Annotated in this window: 16 protein-coding genes; 5 read left to right on the top strand and 11 right to left on the bottom strand. The window is 68.6% G+C overall.

Annotated features, from left to right (window positions below; translation table 11 throughout):
- Positions 1-255: 255 nt before the first annotated feature.
- From SRU_RS14005 to SRU_RS15595, 3 genes are all read right to left on the bottom strand, one after another.
- The gene (locus SRU_RS14005) at positions 256-1,557 is read right to left on the bottom strand and encodes an ABC transporter permease (RefSeq protein WP_112904943.1); all 1,302 of its coding nucleotides are present in this window, start codon (positions 1,555-1,557) and stop codon (positions 256-258) included.
- A 55-nt stretch (positions 1,558-1,612) separates the two neighbouring features.
- The gene (locus SRU_RS14000) at positions 1,613-2,563 is read right to left on the bottom strand and encodes an ABC transporter ATP-binding protein (RefSeq protein WP_011405383.1); all 951 of its coding nucleotides are present in this window, start codon (positions 2,561-2,563) and stop codon (positions 1,613-1,615) included.
- 173 nt (positions 2,564-2,736) lie between these two features.
- Complete coding sequence (locus SRU_RS15595) at positions 2,737-3,021, bottom strand: hypothetical protein (protein WP_043552738.1); 285 nt, start codon at positions 3,019-3,021, stop codon at positions 2,737-2,739.
- Positions 3,022-3,300: 279 nt separating this feature from the next.
- Between SRU_RS15595 and SRU_RS13990 the strand changes: the two genes are divergently transcribed.
- A complete protein-coding gene (locus SRU_RS13990) occupies positions 3,301-3,576 on the top strand; it encodes a hypothetical protein (protein ID WP_011405381.1) in 276 nt (91 codons plus the stop codon).
- 58 nt (positions 3,577-3,634) lie between these two features.
- On the opposite strand, the gene ruvC is transcribed toward SRU_RS13990, so the two are convergent.
- Positions 3,635-4,174 carry a crossover junction endodeoxyribonuclease RuvC gene (gene ruvC, locus SRU_RS13985; RefSeq protein ID WP_011405380.1) on the bottom strand — a complete coding sequence of 180 codons (540 nt, stop codon included), beginning with the start codon at positions 4,172-4,174 and terminating at the stop codon, positions 3,635-3,637.
- A 56-nt stretch (positions 4,175-4,230) separates the two neighbouring features.
- Positions 4,231-5,004, bottom strand: coding sequence for a YebC/PmpR family DNA-binding transcriptional regulator (locus SRU_RS13980; protein WP_011405379.1), 774 nt, complete (start codon positions 5,002-5,004; stop codon positions 4,231-4,233).
- Between the two features lie 116 nt (positions 5,005-5,120).
- Here SRU_RS13980 and SRU_RS13975 point away from each other — a divergent pair, with 116 nt between their 5' ends.
- On the top strand, positions 5,121-6,194 hold the full coding sequence (locus tag SRU_RS13975; protein ID WP_011405378.1) for a glycosyltransferase family 4 protein: 1,074 nt from the start codon (positions 5,121-5,123) through the stop codon (positions 6,192-6,194).
- Positions 6,195-6,201: 7 nt separating this feature from the next.
- On the opposite strand, the gene SRU_RS13970 is transcribed toward SRU_RS13975, so the two are convergent.
- On the bottom strand, positions 6,202-7,986 hold the full coding sequence (locus SRU_RS13970) for a hypothetical protein (protein WP_011405377.1): 1,785 nt from the start codon (positions 7,984-7,986) through the stop codon (positions 6,202-6,204).
- Between the two features lie 58 nt (positions 7,987-8,044).
- Positions 8,045-8,764, bottom strand: coding sequence for a CDP-alcohol phosphatidyltransferase family protein (locus tag SRU_RS13965; RefSeq protein ID WP_162892339.1), 720 nt, complete (start codon positions 8,762-8,764; stop codon positions 8,045-8,047).
- Between the two features lie 284 nt (positions 8,765-9,048).
- Between SRU_RS13965 and SRU_RS13960 the strand changes: the two genes are divergently transcribed.
- The 3 genes from SRU_RS13960 (at position 9,049) to SRU_RS13950 (ending at position 12,178) form a co-directional block, all read left to right on the top strand.
- Complete coding sequence (locus SRU_RS13960) at positions 9,049-11,259, top strand: tetratricopeptide repeat protein (protein WP_011405375.1); 2,211 nt, start codon at positions 9,049-9,051, stop codon at positions 11,257-11,259.
- Positions 11,260-11,336: 77 nt separating this feature from the next.
- Complete coding sequence (locus SRU_RS13955; protein ID WP_231847197.1) at positions 11,337-11,744, top strand: hypothetical protein; 408 nt, start codon at positions 11,337-11,339, stop codon at positions 11,742-11,744.
- 83 nt (positions 11,745-11,827) lie between these two features.
- Entirely contained in the window at positions 11,828-12,178 is a 351-nt protein-coding gene (locus SRU_RS13950) for a hypothetical protein (protein ID WP_011405373.1), read from the top strand.
- A gap of 81 nt (positions 12,179-12,259) precedes the next feature.
- On the opposite strand, the gene ggt is transcribed toward SRU_RS13950, so the two are convergent.
- From ggt to trxA, 4 genes are all read right to left on the bottom strand, one after another.
- A complete protein-coding gene (gene ggt / locus SRU_RS13945) occupies positions 12,260-14,065 on the bottom strand; it encodes a gamma-glutamyltransferase (RefSeq protein WP_165443452.1) in 1,806 nt (601 codons plus the stop codon).
- Between the two features lie 356 nt (positions 14,066-14,421).
- The gene (locus tag SRU_RS13940) at positions 14,422-15,018 is read right to left on the bottom strand and encodes a LysM peptidoglycan-binding domain-containing protein (protein ID WP_011405371.1); all 597 of its coding nucleotides are present in this window, start codon (positions 15,016-15,018) and stop codon (positions 14,422-14,424) included.
- A 22-nt stretch (positions 15,019-15,040) separates the two neighbouring features.
- Positions 15,041-16,159 (bottom strand): thioredoxin-disulfide reductase, encoded by a 1,119-nt coding sequence (gene trxB, locus SRU_RS13935; RefSeq protein WP_011405370.1) that lies wholly within the window; start codon positions 16,157-16,159, stop codon positions 15,041-15,043.
- 171 nt (positions 16,160-16,330) lie between these two features.
- A complete protein-coding gene (gene trxA / locus SRU_RS13930; protein ID WP_011405369.1) occupies positions 16,331-16,675 on the bottom strand; it encodes a thioredoxin in 345 nt (114 codons plus the stop codon).
- Positions 16,676-16,888 lie beyond the last annotated feature (213 nt).

Raw genomic sequence — 16,888 nt, 5'->3', positions numbered from 1 at the left:
CGAGAGCGAGGGCGGGCCGCCCGGCGTTCCGAAGGGGCTCCGGAGAGCGGGCGCTCGTTCCTTTAAGGGGAACGTCTCTAAAATGCACGATCCCGCGAAAAGATCGGTGCGAACGCCCATGATCGGCGTTCGGGGGCCGAAAACCCCACAAATCCCGGATGAAAAGCGAGTGCGGGATGCGTGGGGAGTAATGCGTGAAGCGTGCCCTGGGGGACCTCAATGGGGGCTATCTTTACGGATCACGTGTCACGGATGCTACCGATACGTTGCCCACCGCGCGATCTCGCGCAGCCCCGGGGTCTTGCCGTACGAGAGAATGCCGACCCGGTAGATGCGCCCGGCGACCCAGATCATCCCGACGAAGGTGCCCACCAGCAGGACGAACGCCGTGGCGACCTCCCACAGCGGAACGGAAGTAATGGCAAGGCGCAGCACCATGAGGATGGGGGAGAAAAACGGAATGATGGACGTGACGATCGACACCGTCGCGTTCGGGCTCTCGATCACGAAAATGAGGAAGAGAATGGGCAGGATGAGCGGCGTCATGACGGGCAGCAGCAGGTTCTGCGCGTCCTGCTGCTGCTCGACGGCCGAGCCCACGGCGGCGAAGAGGGAGGCGTACAGAAGAAAGCCGCCGACGAAGAACAGGATAAACCAGACGACGAGATCGAGGGGAATGGTGGGGACGGAGATGCCGGCCGCCTCCCGCATCGCGTCCGGGGAGGCCCCCGGAGAGGCCCCCAGGTCGGACGGGGCGAAGAAGAGGGCCAGCACGGGCCCGATGGCCGCCATGCCGCCCGTGGCGAGCGCGGCCCACGTTACCATCTGGGTCAGTCCCATCGCCCCGATGCCGAGCACCTTGCCCATCAGCAGCTCGAACGGACGGACCGACGAGACGATGACCTCGACGACCCGGCTGCTCTTTTCTTCGATGACCCCCTGCATCACGTACTGGCCGTAGAAGAAGACGGCAAAATAAATGGCGAACGCCATCACGTAGCCGATGGCGGTGTAGGCGAGGGTGGAGTCGTCCGTGGTGCCTTCCTCTTCGCTCAACTTGCGCGTGGCGAGCCCCACGTCCGAGTCCACGATGGACAGCACGTCCGCGGAGGCGCCGGCCGTCGCGAGGCGGTGCCGCCGCACCACCCGGTTGACCCGCGCGTCGAGATCCGACCGGAGGGTAAGCCCTCCGCCCTCCACCGAGTAGTAGGTGGCCTCTCCCGTGCCGTCCAGCAGCGACGCGGGCAGCCGCAGGTACCCGTCGTACCGGCCGTCCCGCACGGCCCGCCGCACCGAGTCGGTTGGGGCCTCGACGGGGCGGAAGGTGAGGCCCTCCCCGCCCGTGGCCGTGAGCGAGTCGGCAAGCCGGCCGGTCTCGTCCACGACGGCGACGGTCTGCTCGTCGGTCTGGTCGGCGAGGTACCCGAACAGGGCGGGCGCCGCGAACAGAAGGACGGCCCCGAACGGCACCAGGAGCGTCGCGAGCACGAACGCCTTCGACCGAACGCGGCGCCAAAACTCACTACGCAGAATGAGCCAAATCTTGTGGAATGACATTCGGGGTCCGTGGGCTGGATTGGAGAGACACGAGAGCGACCCGGAGCGGCGGCGGTTAGGCAGCGCCCGCGGCGGCCTCTTCGCGCATGCGCTGGGCCTCGGCCTCCCCCACCACCTCGACGAAGATCTCATTCAGCGGCGGGGCCACGCGCTCGTAGCGGTAGAGCTCGTCGGTGCGGTCGAGCGCGCGGTTGAGCACCTGCCGGGCGTCGGTGCCGTCGGCCAGGGTCAGTTCGGCGCGGTGGGCACTGCGGGTGTTGACGCGCACCTGTCCGGCCGTCACGAGCTCGTCGATGAAGGCGTCGTCGCCGTCGAACTCGAGAACGAGCGTGTTCTGCCCAAACTGCGCCTTCACGTCGCGGAGCGGGCCCTGGAGCACCACGTCCCCCTCGGCCATCAGGCAGATGTCGTCGCAGAGCTGCTCCACCTGCTCCATGCGGTGGGAGGCAAACAGGATCGTGCGGTCGTCGCGGCGCAGCTCCAGGATGATGTCGCGCAGGAGGTCGGCGTTGATGGGGTCGAGGCCGCTGAAGGGCTCGTCGAAAATGAGGAGGGACGGGTCGTGCAGCAGTGTCGCAATGAACTGGATTTTCTGCTGCATGCCCTTCGACAACTCCTCCGTCGTCATGTCGGCCCAGTCGGTGGCGTCGAAGCGGTCGAGCCAGTAGTCGGCCCGGTCGGCGGCCGTGGCCCGCGAGAGGCCCTTGAGCGTGCCGAGATAGACAAGCTGCTCCTTCACCCCGAGGCGCTTGTAGAGGCCCGACTCCTCCGGCAGGTAGCCCATCCGCTGTTGGCTCCAGGGCCCGACGGTGCGCCCGTCGTAGCGGACCGCGCCGGCGTCGGGCACGGCAATGTAGGTGATCATCCGGATCGTCGAGGTTTTGCCGGCCCCGTTGGGCCCCAGGAGGCCGAGGATGCGGCCGGGCTCGGCCGAGAACGACACATCGTCGACCGCCACGGTATTGCCGTAGCGCTTCGTCACGCGGGACACCTCAAGGTGTGCCATAAGAAGGAAAGGTTAAGAGACGCCAGAACGCGATCCTCCTGTTAAGAAAGAGGGCACAGGGGGAAAAAGAAACCGTCGAGACTGACGAGGCGCCGGACGGGAGAAAGACGTGTTGAGCGGGCCGACGAGCTGCCCCGTGGAGGCCCCCGCCCCCCAAGCCCCCAGGCGAGAGGCTAGAGCTCCGCCATTTTCTCCGGGGGAATGCCGATGAGGTAGCGCTGTTCGATAATTTCTTCGTGGACGTTGAAGAGGCCAGTGCCGCGGAAATCCACCGCGATGTCGGAGCCGTTGATGCGCTTCACCTCGCCGATGCCGTAATACGAAGGCTGCGGGCCGTAGTAGACCAGTTGCCCCTCGGACAGTCGGCCGTCCCGGCGGGCGTCCCGGTGAAAGGCCGGCACCTCTTGGAGACGATCAAGCTGATATGGAGTGGAAGACTCGTCGGAGCGGTTGCTCATGGTACTGCGGGGCCTGGTAAACACTGGTAGAGCGTACGAAACGTGTGAGACCAGGTTCGCCCGATCCCCCTGGTGCACGTTTCGCCGTCCGTTAAAGAAGTGAAACCATCGAGACGACTCCGGGGGGCGAGACGAGTGTGCCGACGAGAGAGGCAACTCTCGGCTCGGCACCGCGTTGACGGGGATCCTGTTGCCCTGTGCAAAACTGTCCTAAGGGTCCTATCGGGGCACAAATGGACGGAGGACCCCTCAATGGCTTTGGTTTGAAGGCGCCCCGCTATGCGCTACGATTCGACGATGGTCGACCGACAGGTGGGCCGAAACGCTGAGCTCTTCGCACAGTCCGTCGCCGAGCTGGACTCGCGCGAGGATCGATACCCGTATCTCCGCATCCTCATTAGTCTCATCGACCAGGCCCACCCGGAGTGGCGGCAGGCCCCCAAGAAGGTGGAGCGGATTGCCGACCTTGCCCACGAACTGAGCGGCGGCCAACTCGACACCGAGGAGGTGGAGCAGGTGGTTCGGGTGCGGGACAAAGAAAAGGGATACCGTTAGGACGTCCGCGGACCGGGGCAGAGGAAAGGCCGCCGGTGCCCCCCCATCGCCGACGCCACTACTCCGACACACGGTCGGGATTGGCGTCGACGAAGCTGGCCCATCCGGTGTAGGAGTCGCCGTCGTCGTGCGCGTCGCGGTTGCCGTGGCACAATGCAATGGCGAGGGCATCGGCGGTGTCGTGCGCGAAGGTCTGCTCCCTGGCGGAGAGGATCGACTCGATCATAAACCCGACCTGCTTCTTGGAGGCGTTGCCGTTGCCCGTCACGGACTTTTTGACCTCCTTCGGGGTGTACTGGGCCACGGGCAGGTCGCGGTTGAGGGCCGCCATCATCGCGGCGGCCTGGGCCCGCCCCAGCTTCAGCATGGACTGGGGATTTTGGCCGTACACCGGCATCTCGACCGCAAATTCGTCGGGGCCGTGCGCGTCGATGACGTCGACGAGCGCGTCGTAGATCTGCTTCAGGCGGGTGGGGTGGTCGTCGGTGTCCGCGAGGCGAATGGTGTCGGCGGCCACGAGATGCTCGTCGCCGCCGGAGGGGTCGACGAGGCCGTAGCCGGTGGCGCGGGAGCCGGGGTCGACGCCAAGAATAATCATCGGTCTGCACAGTGGGAGGGAAGAAGGGCGGATCCCCAAGATCGCCCGCGCCGGGGTCAATGTCCAGCGGGGGAGGCCACGTCCACGCCGAGCGCCAGCGGGGTGCCGTCGATCTCCAGGGTGGTGTAGACGGACGTCACGTCCCGGAGGTCGTTGATCTTCTCGATCAGGCCCCGTACCGCGTCGCGCTCGTCGGGGGCCAGCGCGACGGTCGTCGTCGGCGCGCGCACGAGGGCGTTCGCCTCCACGGGGAGGCCGGCCTCGTCGAGGGCCTCCCCCACGTCGGCGAAGGCGTCCCGCCCGGTCGTGACGACGTACGTTCCGTCGGTCTCGTCGACCTCCTCCGCACCGGCCTCCACGGCGACCTCGAAGAGCGTCATCTCGTCCGTGGCGTCGGCGGCAATCTCGAAGCGCCCCTTTTGCTCGAACAGGTACGCGACGGAACCGTCCTTGCCCAGGTTGCCGCCGTGGTCGGAGAACAGGTTGCGGAGGTCTTTCACGGTACGATTGATGTTCTCCGTCTCCCCCTCCACGAAGACGGCCACCCCGTGGGGGGCGTAGCCTTCGTAGGTCACCTTCTCGCGGCCCTCCTCCTCCAGCTCCCCCGTGCCCCGCTTGATGGCCCGCTCAATCGTGTCCTTCGCCATGTCCTCCTCCCGGGCCCGCTCTAGGGCCTGCGAGAGGGCCACGTTGGCGTCCGGGTCGCCGCCGCCCTCCCGGGCGGCCTTCTCAATCTCTTGCGACAGCCGGGCCCACACCTTCGACTTGCGCCGGTCGTCCTTTTGCTTCTTGCGTTTTACCTTTGCCCACTTGCGCGTGTGTCCGGCCATGGAGGAGCAGATGGCAATGAGAAGAACGAACGTGTCGTGATGGGGTGTCTCTCCAACGGAGAGCAACGACGGGAGTTGTCTCCGCCCGCACTGCCCAACCGCGAGTCCCGACTGCCATGAGCCCTATGACGAACGAGCCGGGGGACGGACCGATCGTCTTCCTCGTTCCCGACATTCACGACCTGCAGACCGGCGGCAACGTGTTCAACCGGCGGATGGTGGCGGGCCTCCGGCCCGAGACGTCCGTTCGGGTACAGACGTGGGCCCCGGACACTCGTCCGGCCCCGGAGCTGAACCGGCCAGACGCGAGCCTCATCGTGGTGGACAGCCTCCTGGCGCGCCATCCGGACGCGCTGCGGGCCGTTCGGGAGCGCACCGCGGCGACGCCCCTGATTCTGCTCGTGCACTACCTGCGCTGCATCGACCCCCACGCGCCGGACTCGGACGGCGTTGCGGATGAGCGTGCGACCCTGGACGTGGTGGACGGGGCTGTGACGACGAGCCGGTACGTGAAGCAGGCCCTCGTGGGGGAGGGGCCCCCCGCAGAGCGGGTCCGGGTCGTCCGGCCGGGCCTTGGCGAGCGGTACCGCGGGGCCCTGCCCGACCGGCCGGGGCGCGGCAGGCCGCGAATGCTCACGGTGGCCAACCTGCTTCCCGAAAAGGGCCTCCAGTCGTTCGTGGACGTGCTCCGTGCCCTACGAGACCGGCCGTGGACGTGGACGCTGGTCGGGGACGCCACGCTCGATCCGGCGTATGCCGCAGGCCTCTTCCGGCGGCTCCGGGCGACGGGGCTCGCCGACCGGGTTACGTGGACCGGGCCGATCGCGCCCGAGGCGCTCCGCACGCGGTACGACCGGGCGGACCTGTTCGTGCTCCCGTCCCGCTTCGAGACGTGCAGCCTGTCGACCCGCGAGGCGATGGCCCGCGGCCTGCCGGTGGTGGGGCGTCGCGTGGGGGGCATGCCGGAAAACGCCGGGGACGCACCGGTGGGCGCCCTCGTGCCGCCGGACGGCCCGCAGCCGCTCCGGGCCGCGCTGCGGTCGCTTCTCACCGACCCGATGGCGCGGGCGCACCGGGGACAGGCGGCGTGGCGCCGCAGTCGCGACTTTCCGACGTGGACGGAGGCGGCGGCCCAGTTCCGGACGGCCCTCGCCACCCTGCGGACGCGGGCCGTCGGAGCGGCTCCCTGAGGCGCAGCTACGGCACCAGGAGGGACGGCGGCACCCCACGGGGCCGCAGCGGCGGGAGGGCGGTCATGTCCGCCGGCGCGGTGCCCCGGTCGTGGGCGGCCAGCAGGCGGACGAGAAACGAGTACAGGCCCTCCTGGCGAAGCGTTGGGCTTTCGGGGGTGGGGAGGAGGCCCTCCGTAAATCCATGCCGGCGGGCGTGCGCGACCAGTGTCGAGTCGGTGCTCAGCACGTGGAGGGGAACGGTGCGGTCCGCCGAGTCGATCAGGGGCGGCTGGTGGTCGCCGAGCAGGAGTACGAGGCTGCCGGGCGGGGCCTTCTCGACCAGGTACTCGCGAAGGACGCGCAGCTCGTGGGCCACGTGGCGGAGGTAGCGCAGCGGCGTGGGCTGGTCGTAGATGGTGGGAGCGGTGATGGAGTCCGGTAGAAAGACCGGGGGAAACGACTCCGCGTTGGGGTGGGGCGAGCGGGTGGCCTCCGTTTGCTCGTTGAACCGGGTCCAGTCGTCGAGGTAGGGCGGCAGGCCGTAGTTCCAGAGCGAGTGCGAGTCGACGGTTTCGAAGAACAGGAAAAACGGATCGGGGGACGGGGCCAGGTGCGTCTCGTGGGTGTGGTGGAGGCTGTACTGGTCGGGGGCGTCCGCGAGGCCGTAGGAGGGGCCCCGGTAGTTGAGGTCGTCCCGGTAGGTGGGAACGTCGAAGTCGTAGAGGTTGCGAACGGGGAGCCCGGGACGCTCGAAGGTAAAGGGCTGGAGGGCCACGGTGCGGTAGCCCTGCCCGTCGAGAAAGCGGACGAGATGAGGGACCTTGCGGGTCGAATCGTCCGAGGCGGCCTGGAACTGGTTGAAGAGCAGCTGGTGGCCCACCCGTGTGCCGGTCAAAAGGGAGGCGATGGACAGCCACGACCGCCCGCCCCGCACGGGAATGTCGCTCCGGGCGGTGGCTCGGTGCCAGCCGTTTGCGGCAAAGACCGAGTCGGTGCGCCGCATGAGGGCGCGGTACGGGGCGCGAAGCGACGGGTGCGCGTTGAGGGTCGATCCGTACGACTCCACCATGAGGAGGTAAATGGACGGGCGCCGGTCGAGGTCAAGTGTGTCGTAGGCCGCGTAGGCCGAATCGACCGGGGCCGTCCGCATCGAGTCGAGCATCGTTCGGAGGCGCAGCGAGGCCCGGGCGTTGGCCACGGCGCGGGTGGTCGTCGTGCGCACTCGGGTCCGCTCGCCGGACGACTGGTACGTCATGTTCACAGGGCCGAGCTCCAGGGCCGGCCCCACCACGGCGACAAGGGGCCAGGCCGCGAGGTGCACGGCCAGCAGGGCCGCCCGGCAGCCCCCATATCGCCCCGTCCGGCCCACCGTCCGGAGGCCCCACGCCACGAGCCCCCCCACCCCCCCAATCCCGGCGAGCGCCAGGACGGCGAGGACGCCCACGCGCCACGACCAGAGGTCGAGCACGAAGTAGCTCAGGTTGTCCACGTACTGCAGGTCCTCGTAGAGGATGCCGCTGCGGCGCGTGGCGACGTACACCGTCGCGTCGTACACTTCGTAGAGCAGCAGCAGGCCGAGCCCGAGCCCCGCCCCGAGGCGGGCCGTGCGGGCCCACCGCGTGCGATGGGTGTAGACGACGGCCGTCCCGAGCACCAGGACCTCCACGCAGAGGGGAAAGTACGGACTTCGGGGGCGCGGCGTCGCGAGGGCTGGAAGGAACGGAAGCAGTGTGAGCAGGCCCCACGCCCCGACGAACGAGCCCCAGACCCGGCCGGGGGCGGAGACCGAGGTGTGCCAGCGAGTCGACATGGCGTGATCACTCCGGAGGAGAACGGCGAACTCGAATCGGCGTGCCCGCCCTCTCCGATCAGGATTCCCTCAACACCCACTGCGGAGCAACGATCCCCCAGAGCGACCGCCCGAACGACACGAGCAAGGCCGCCGTGGCCACGGCCACGAGCGGGCGTGACAGGCCCGGGGGCAAAAGGAACGACGCGAGGAGCGCCCCGGCCATGGTCCCGAACACGTACCGGGCGAGTGACGAACGGGATTCAGTCTTCCGGGGCGTCGGAAGGAGAAAGAGCACCACCACGAACCCGTAGCGCAGCAGGCCGGCGCCCACAATCCAGAGCGGGAGGACGCCCCGGAACGCCGCGAGGCCACAGAGCAGAAGCAGAAAGAGGGCGTCGGTCTCTTTGTCGAAGAACGCCCCGAACGACGAGGAGAGATGATACCGACGGGCCAGCCATCCGTCGAGGCCGTCAAGGCCCAAAAAGAGGAGGCTCAGCACGACGAGGGGCCACGGGCCGACGGACGCTGCGGGGGCGAGCAGGCCCAGTAGGCCCACCCGAAGCGCGGTCACGCCATTGGCCACGCCGAATGTGCCGTGGGGGGTCCACCGGGCCCGTTCGAGGCCCACAAGTCCCCCGAGCATCGCCACGCCCACGATCAGAATTGGATCGAGGGCCCGGAGCCACACGGTGCCCACGGCCGCGAGAAGCACGGCAACGGCGTTGACGAGCGACCAGCGCTCGATGCGCGTCGTAGACCGGAGGCGTGTCGCAAAGGAGGGCACGAGGGCAAACACCAGTGGACATGTTGTGCTGGGCGACAACACACGCCGCCCGTCCCCGACGGATTCCTCCTCTACACAATTGTAACGGCTACGGGCAGGCAACGCGAACAGCGGGAACGACAAAGGTTCAGTGAACATCTTACTTAATCCTTGTAGACTGTGGATGCCGGTCGCTGCATCCGGCCCGGCGCAATGCATACAGTGCCATGCGTGGTTCCTCCCGTTCCCCCCGACGCCGACTCCTTGGTGCCGCGTCCGTTCGTGTGACGCACCTCTTGTTTGGCCTGCTCGGGGGAATGCTTCTGTGCCTGTGCACGGCCCCTTCCTCCGCACAGGCCCAACTTGACATTCCCGACGTCCAGGGGCCCTCCGGCGCGTCCCAGGTCGAGGCGGGGGTCGAGCTGCTCCGTGAGGGGCGGCCCGCGGACGCAGCCGCCCTCCTGCGGTCGGCACTGGACGCTGATTCCGCGCTTGTCTCCCCGGCCCATGGCGCCGCCGCGTACTGGTTGGGCAGGGCCTATCAGCAGGCCGACCAGCCGGAGAAGGCGCGGTCGGCGTGGCGCACAGGGCTCCGGACGCTCTGGAACGTTGGGCGGTTCGACGCCCGTCTCGCCGATGCGTACCTGCGCAGGCTCACCCCCGAGCAGCTTCGGGGCGAGCGGCTCTACGCGGTGGACGTCTACCGGTCCCTTCTCGGCCGGGTCGGCACCGACACGTCGGAGGCCATGCGGTCCCTCTCGCGCCGGCGGGTGGCGCAGATGGCCCCCCTCATGGCCGACTCCGCACTGGCCCGCGTCATTCAGCAGGACCGCTCCACGGCCCCTGCGGAATGGACCTTCGAACCCGACGCCGGGGCGGCCCTCGTGGAGTGGTGGCGCGGGCTCGATCCCCTTCCGGCTACCGACGCGAACGAGCGCCTGGAGGAACACCTCACCCGCCTCGTTCGGGTGCGTCAGAACTTCGCATGTGCCGAGCGGGTCAGCGCGATCGACGATCGGGGGCTCGTGCACCTCCGGCTTGGAAGCCCCTACAAGCAGCGATCCCTCAACTACGAGGACGGCGAGTTCTTCAAAGAGGTCTACCGCTTCGGGGTGAACGTTCCTCCGTCCAGCTTCCCGAAGAGCGAGATCTGGCTGTATACCCACATCGACGAGTCCGGCTTCTACCTGTTCGCCGAAGAAAGCACGTCGGATTGCTTCCGGCAGGCGAAGGCCAACGAGCTCATGCCGCGGTACCTGACCCGGCAGCGCGCAGACACGGAGCGGGGGCTCAATATTGCCTACTCGGCCCTCATGGCCATGCGGGCCATCTACCGGGAGCTGGCCCTGTTCCATATCAACTTCAGCACGCGATACTCGAAGATCGCCAACTACGCGAGCTGGCAAGAGATGCAGGCGACGGCCGCGAGGGCGGCCGAGCGCTCCGGCGGCGGGTCCGGCTCGGCCGGCCAGCGGTCGACGAAAGTGGGAGCGGGCGTCGGGCAGACCCGGCGGGTCTTCTCGAATCCGTCGATGGGCTACGACTACCCGACCCGGTTCGTCTCCCGCATGGTGACGCGGGCCGAGCGCGAAGACCGGGAGGCCGTGGAGCGGCGCGAGGAGGCGATGCCTCGTCAGCACACCGCCCTGCTCGATGAGACCGCGCGGCTGCCCGTATCGGTGCGGACGGCGCGGTTCCTCGATCCGGACGGCACGACCCGGACGGAGGTCTACTGGGGCGTGCCGGCCGATCGGCTGCGGCTGGGCGAGGCCGGCGCCCCCGCGTCGTCCCTGATCGCCGTCTCGGCGGCGCAGTACGACGACGAGCACCGGCTGCTGCAGCGGACGCGCGGTCGGTATCCGGTGGAGGTGCAGACGGGCACGGACACACGGATGATTGTGCCCTCGCCCCTCACCCTGGAGGGGGCGACGGGCCGCTACCACCTCGGCCTGCAGTGGGGACAGTACCAGCTGTGGGCGTCCGACTCGCCGTCCGAGGGGAAACGGATGGGGCCGAAGCGACGGGTGGCCACCGCCCGTGTCGACTCGCTGGAGCCGCTCCGTGCCGAGGGCCCGGGGGTCGAAATGAGTGACGTGAAGGTGCTCACGCTGCCCGATACGAGTGCGCAATCCCTCGCCCGTCCCGCCGAGCAGGCCACGCCGTACCCGTTCCGCACCCTCACGGGCGATACCCCCCTCCTGCTCTCCTTCGAGCTGTACCACCTCGCCTACGGCGCCGACGACCGAACCCGGTACTCGATCGCCTACGAGGCGAAGGGGGAGACGAAACGCGGCTGGACGAAGCTCTTCCGCGGGACCGACACCCAGCGCACCAGCACCGAGATGACGATGGCGGGCACCGACCGCCGCACGACGGAGGCGATCCTTCTTGACCTGTCCGAGATTCAGCGGGACGAGCCGCAGGACGTGCGGGTCACGGTGCGCGTGACCGACGAGGTCACAGGGGCGACCGTCTCGCGGGACATCGAGTTCGTGCTCCGGCCGCGCGCGGCGGAAGGGACGCAGTGACGACGGGATCGGCAAGAATCTGTTGGGCCCGGTGGGCCGTATGGAAAACAGATTTCCCCCTCATTCCCTCGTTCGCGATGGCTGATGCAGACCCCGACACGTCCGCTTCCTCCTCAGGCCGGGCCGCTCCCGGCGATGCGCGTCCCGACTGGGCGGGCTTCTGGCGGGTGCGCCGCTGGGACGGGGCGGCGCCGGCCGTGCCCACGTACTACGCCGCCACGCCCCACACTTGGGATGTCGTAAAGCACGGTACAGGCCCCGAGCCGCATGTCGCGTCCCACCCCATTCTTGGGGTCGACGGGGACACGATCGTCCTCAAGGACGAGGGGGCCGCCGACGAGGACGCCGAGCGGTGGCACGTTGAGGTCGACGGAGACACGCTCCGCGTAACGGCGCGCACGGGGCCTCACGCGGGGGCTGTGGGGGTGGCCGCCCGAATGGCGACGGACCCGCGTGAGATAGAAGGCGACGCCTCGGAAGGCTAGGCCCACCTGCAGGCCGAGGCGCCTCAACCCCGTCGGCCCCACCGCACGAGCCCCACCGTTTGTGGCGAACGCCATACCCACCTATGCTTGATCGGCTCCTTGGCCGCGTCCACGACACGAAGCACGCCGCGCCCATTCTGCGCGGCTATCTCTGGTGGGGCCTTCTCCTCCGTGCCGTGCTTCTTCTGGCCTTGGGGACGCTGCTGGTCGTGGAGGGCAACGTGCTGGCGGAGTGGCTGCTGACGGTGCGCCCGCCCGCCCTGCCGCAGGAGGACGTAGAGGAGCTGACCGCCGTGTCGTACACGGTGATCGTAGTGCTTCTGATGGTCGGGACCGGGGCGCGCTGGCAACTTCTTCGTCGACTCGAAGCCGCGGAGGCGGTTCCCGAATCGGCTCCGTCCTCGGCCGAGGAGGCCCCGCCCCTTGGCCGATGAACGGCCCCGGGACGAGAAAGAAGGGACGAGGAGGCAGCGGGACGCAGGGCACGCCCGTGCTCCTCAGTAGGCCCTGCGTGGCTAGTACCCGACCACGTAGCCGTCCTTCCGCATCTCCGTGCCGCCCCAGTAGACCTCCTCCTCCGGGTCCCAGCGGATCGCCTGGTAGCCCCCGTAGCCGCCCGCCCCCACGCTCACGCTGTGCCCCCGGCCCCGGAGCGCGTTCACCACGTCCTCCGACACGCCGCTCTCCACGCGGAGCGTCCCGCGCCCGTCCATGTCCTCCCCCGTCGGCGAGCTGCTGCCGTAGTGGCGGTAGCGCGCCGCGTCGCCGGCCGCCTGCACGTTGAGGCCAAAGTCGACGATGTTGCTGAGCACCTGCACGTGGCCCTGCGGCTGCATCCCGCCGCCCATGACGCCGAAGCTCAGGAACGGCTCGCCGTCCTTCGTGGCGAAGGCCGGGATGATGGTGTGGAAGGGGCGCTTGCCCGGCTCGTAGACGTTGGGGTGGCCCTGCTCCATCGTGAAGAGGGCGCCGCGGTCCTGGAGCATGAAGCCGAGGCCGTCGGGCACGAGGCCGCTGCCCATCCCGGCGTAGTTGCTCTGAATGAGCGAAACCATCATGCCGCTCGAATCCGCGACCGTCAGGTAGATCGTGTCGCCGTTGTTGAGGCGCTCGCGCATGGCCGGGTCCAGGCCGGAGGTCGTCACCGAGCGGGGAGTCCCGGCGTCCGGGGCGGACAGCACCTCGTCCATCTCGATCTGCTGCCGCCGCTGCGCGCCGTACTCCTCGGAGATGAGCTGCTGCACCGGCACGTCGGCGAAGGCGGGGTCGGCGTAGAAGCGGGCCCGGTCCTCAAAGGCAAGCTTCTTGGCCTCCGCCTGCACGTGGAGGTAGTCGGTGGAGTTGTGGCCCATGCTCGCCACGTCGTAGCCCTTCAGGATCTGTAGCATCTGCAGCGCGGCGATGCCCTGGCCGTTGGGCGGCAGTTCGAAGACCTCCACGCCCCGGTAGTCGACCGACACCGGGTCGACCCAGTTGGCCTCGTGCTGACGCAGGTCCTCCATGCGCAGGTAGCCGCCGGTGCGCTCGGCGTAGTCGGCAATGGTCTGGGCGATCTCCCCCTGGTAGAAGGCCTCCGTGCCGTTCTCGGCGATCGTCTCCAGCGTACTGGCGAGGTCCGGATTGCGGAAGACCTCGCCCTCCTCCGGCGCCCGCATCTGGCCGTCGTCCCCCTCAATGAGATAGGTCTCCTTCCAGTTCTCGCTGTCCGGCAGCATGTCGCTGTTCTCGCGGAAGCTCTCCACGTTGCCCTGCCAGTAGTAGGCGATCACCTGTGAGAGCGGAAAGCCGTCCCGGGCGTACTCGATGGCGGGGGCCAGGTCTTCGCGGAGGGGCAGCGCCCCAAACCGCTCGTGCAGCTTGCCCCACCCACTGGCGGTGCCGGGCACGCTCACCGGCAGGTGGCCGAGCAGCGGAATCTGGTCGCGGTCGCCCAGTGCCTGCTGCATCTCGTCGTAGGAGAGGCCCTGCGGCGAGCGCCCGCTGGCGTTGAGGCCGTACGTCGAGTCCGTCTCTGGATCGTAGACGATGGCGAAGAGGTCGCCCCCGAGCCCGTTGCCGGTCGGCTCCATAAGGCCGAGCGCCGCGTTGGCGGCGATGGCCGCGTCGACGGCGCTGCCCCCCTGCTTCAAGATATCGACCGCGATCTGGGAGGCAAGGGGCTGGCTGGTGGCGGCCATGCCGTGCGGGGCTGTCACCGGACTGCGGGCGAAGTCCGGCCCCGTGAGGCGGTCGCCCCCGCCGTCGCCGTTTTGGGCGAGCGCCGGCGGGGCGGCGAGGAGAAGGGCACAGAGCAAAAGGGGAAACGGCGAGAGGCGGCGCATGGGACGAGGAGCGCAGGTGCGGCAGGTTGGTGGACCCGTAACATAGGGACTAGAGCGCAAAGCGAAAACGGAGCCCACCCCTCCGGGGGCGTCTCTGAGCACCAGGCACATTCCGTTGCGATTCCGGCGGCCCCGCGTCGACGTTCTTCGCAGAGGCAAGCCCGGCTGAATGAGGACGCCGAAGCGCCCGGGCCGTGCATGCGCATGCGGGGGCTCCCGAATGGCCATTTCGAGTCCACACGGCCGCCACCGCCCAACGCCGAGGTCTCTCAGTGGGCCACACGTCACATGCGTGCGGCGGCACCACAGACTTCACAATCGGGGGACCCCCAGAGGCCGTGTTGATGGGAGGTGCGCTACCGCACGCGGATGCGCTCGCCCGGTTGCAGGGAGGAGGTCTGGTCGTTGAGCCTGCGAAGCTGTTGCACCGACACCCCGTACCGGCGGGCGATTTCGGAGAGGGTGTCTCCGCGCCGAACGGTGTGGTAGGCCGTGCCGGCGGAGGACGGGTCGGCGCTGGCCACCGGGCGGCCGTCCACGGTCACCTCATTGGCGACCGCGCGGACGGCATCCAGGGCCGCAGCCACGCGCTCGGCCTCGCGGTACTGCTCGCGGGTATCGACATCGCCGCGCAGGACGAGGCGGCCTCGCACAGCCGACGGGGAGAAGTCGAAGCGCCGAAGGGTTCGGTGCCGGGCGAGGGCCTGCTTGGCCCGGGCCGCCACGCTCGCGTCCGCCAGTCGCTGCGACACCGATCGGGACGCTGTGTCGGTGGGGGAGGACGGCGCCACCGACGGCCGTTTCGGAGACGGGTCCTCCGGGGCCTCGGGGGCAGTTGCTGCGGCCGTCGTGTCCGGCGGGGAGGAGCGGGAAGATCCCGGCGTGCAGGCGGACGCGAGACTGGCACCGAGGGCGAGGGCCCCGAGAAGAAAAAGAGGCGAGCGGGCAGACATCGGCACGCAACAAAGGGACACGTTACGCTTCCACGGGCTGCCGGTTGGCGTCGGCGCGTGGGGCCTCGGCCGCGCCGTGCTCGCTGAGCCACCGCTCGGCGTCGATGGCGGCCTTGCAGCCGGTCCCCGCCGCCGTCACGGCCTGCCGGTACGTGCTGTCCTGGGCATCGCCACAGGCGAAGACGCCCGGCACGTCGGTGTAGGTGGACGCGCCCTCGGTCTGGATGTAGCCGGTCTCGTCCATCTGGACCCAGCCCTCAAACGGCCCGGTGTTGGGCGTGTGGCCGATGGCGAGGAAAAAGCCGGTCACGTCGCCCATCAAGCGCGTCTCCCCGGTCTCGTTGTTGATCACCTCGATGCCCTCGACCGCGCTTTCGCCGAGTACGTCGATGACCTCCGTATTCCAGACGAACTCGATCTTGTCGTTCTCGAAGGCCCGCTGCTGCATAATCTCCGAGGCGCGCAGCTCCTCCCGCCGGTGGAGCACGTAGACCTTCTCGGCAAACTTCGTGAGGAAGGTCGACTCCTCCATGGCGCTGTCGCCGCCGCCGACCACCGCCACCGTCTCCCCGCGGAAGAAGGAGCCGTCGCAGGTCGCGCAGGCGCTTACGCCCTTCCCGATGAGGCGCTGCTCGTTCTCCAGCCCCAGGTACCGGGCCGATGCGCCGGTCGAGATGATGGCGGTCTGGGCGTAGACCGGGGTTTCCCCGTCAATCAGGAGCCGGAACGGGCGCTCCCGGAAGTCCACGTGCGTGACGGTCCCGTAGCGGGATTCGGTCCCGAACCGTTCGGCCTGGTCCTGGAAGCGGTCCATCATCTCCGGCCCCATCAGCCCCTCGGGAAAGCCGGGGTAGTTTTCCACGTCGGTCGTCGTGGTGAGCTGGCCGCCGGGCTCCGGGCCCATGAAGATGAGGGGACTTAGGTCGGCCCGCGCCGTGTAGAGGGCCGCCGTCCAGCCGGCCGGACCGGTCCCGATCACGACGACGTCCCGCATCTCCGCCTCCGAAAAGTCGACGTCCTCGAACGCCGCAAGGTCTGGATGCTGGTGTCCATTCGTCTGATTTCCGTTCGCGAGGGCTCCGTTCTCGTGCATAAGGGCAGTGCTGAATGTAAGAACTGAGCGGGCGAATGGAGCGGGCACGTGCCGAACGCTCCCGGAGGATGTCTGGGAGAATGCATTCGGCCCGTGCCGCCTGCCATTCGAAGTAGAGGGGCGTTCAGGGCGAAGCCCTGCCCGGGCGATGTTTCCCCGGGCGGCGCTGCGCCCAGCCTGGCGCCTATCGCGGCGCCTAACATAGCGCCTGGCGTGGCGCTACGCCGGCTGGCCGAGGAGGGCCTCCAGGTTTTCCTTCAGGGGCTGCTTGCCGGCGGCGCCGACGACCTGCTCCTTTGCCTCTCCATCCTTGAAGAACAGGAGGGTCGGGATGGAGCGCACGCCGTACTCCTGGGCGGTCTGCGGGTTTTCGTCGACGTCGACCTTGCCGATCTTGGCCTGGCCCTCGTACTCGTCGGCCAGCTCCTCAACGATCGGGGCGATCTGGCGGCAGGGGCCGCACCAGGTGGCCCAAAAGTCCACGAGCACCGGCTGGTCGGCGCCGATGACTTCGTCCTCAAAGTTGTCGTCGGTCAGGGTGATAACATTGGCACTCTCGGCCATAATGGGGTCGGTCGTTCTGTGGGGAAGAGAATGAGCGTCTCAACACACTTTCTCCTGTATCGCCGACGCCCCCTAGCAGTTTCTCGCCGCGGGAGCGGCGCCGACGCAATCAGTGTGTGTTAGCACAAAGAGGGTGCCACGTCGGACAGGCAAGGCTATGGCGGAGCATTTCCCGGTTGCGTTACAGGACGGGGCCCCAAGCGCCCCGGCGTT

The organism is Salinibacter ruber DSM 13855 (genome assembly GCF_000013045.1).
Classification (GTDB): Bacteria; Bacteroidota; Rhodothermia; order Rhodothermales; family Salinibacteraceae; genus Salinibacter; species Salinibacter ruber.
Note: the sequence above shows the minus strand (reverse complement) of the source record. Positions and strands in the feature narration are given on the sequence as shown.

Bases quoted from the DNA above. Each gene is read 5' to 3' on its own strand.
- SRU_RS13955 (WP_231847197.1), top strand. From the start codon at position 11,337: ATGGCTGATGCAGACCCCGACACGTCCGCTTCCTCCTCAGGCCGGGCC.
- SRU_RS14000 (WP_011405383.1), bottom strand. From the start codon at position 2,563: ATGGCACACCTTGAGGTGTCCCGCGTGACGAAGCGCTACGGCAATACC.
- SRU_RS13960 (WP_011405375.1), top strand. From the start codon at position 9,049: ATGCTTCTGTGCCTGTGCACGGCCCCTTCCTCCGCACAGGCCCAACTT.
- SRU_RS13980 (WP_011405379.1), bottom strand. From the start codon at position 5,004: ATGGCCGGACACACGCGCAAGTGGGCAAAGGTAAAACGCAAGAAGCAA.
- ggt (WP_165443452.1), bottom strand. From the start codon at position 14,065: ATGCGCCGCCTCTCGCCGTTTCCCCTTTTGCTCTGTGCCCTTCTCCTC.
- SRU_RS13990 (WP_011405381.1), top strand. From the start codon at position 3,301: ATGCGCTACGATTCGACGATGGTCGACCGACAGGTGGGCCGAAACGCT.
- SRU_RS13950 (WP_011405373.1), top strand. From the start codon at position 11,828: ATGCTTGATCGGCTCCTTGGCCGCGTCCACGACACGAAGCACGCCGCG.
- SRU_RS13970 (WP_011405377.1), bottom strand. From the start codon at position 7,986: ATGTCGACTCGCTGGCACACCTCGGTCTCCGCCCCCGGCCGGGTCTGG.
- SRU_RS15595 (WP_043552738.1), bottom strand. From the start codon at position 3,021: ATGAGCAACCGCTCCGACGAGTCTTCCACTCCATATCAGCTTGATCGT.
- SRU_RS14005 (WP_112904943.1), bottom strand. From the start codon at position 1,557: ATGTCATTCCACAAGATTTGGCTCATTCTGCGTAGTGAGTTTTGGCGC.
- trxA (WP_011405369.1), bottom strand. From the start codon at position 16,675: ATGGCCGAGAGTGCCAATGTTATCACCCTGACCGACGACAACTTTGAG.
- SRU_RS13975 (WP_011405378.1), top strand. From the start codon at position 5,121: ATGAGCCCTATGACGAACGAGCCGGGGGACGGACCGATCGTCTTCCTC.
- ruvC (WP_011405380.1), bottom strand. From the start codon at position 4,174: ATGATTATTCTTGGCGTCGACCCCGGCTCCCGCGCCACCGGCTACGGC.
- SRU_RS13940 (WP_011405371.1), bottom strand. From the start codon at position 15,018: ATGTCTGCCCGCTCGCCTCTTTTTCTTCTCGGGGCCCTCGCCCTCGGT.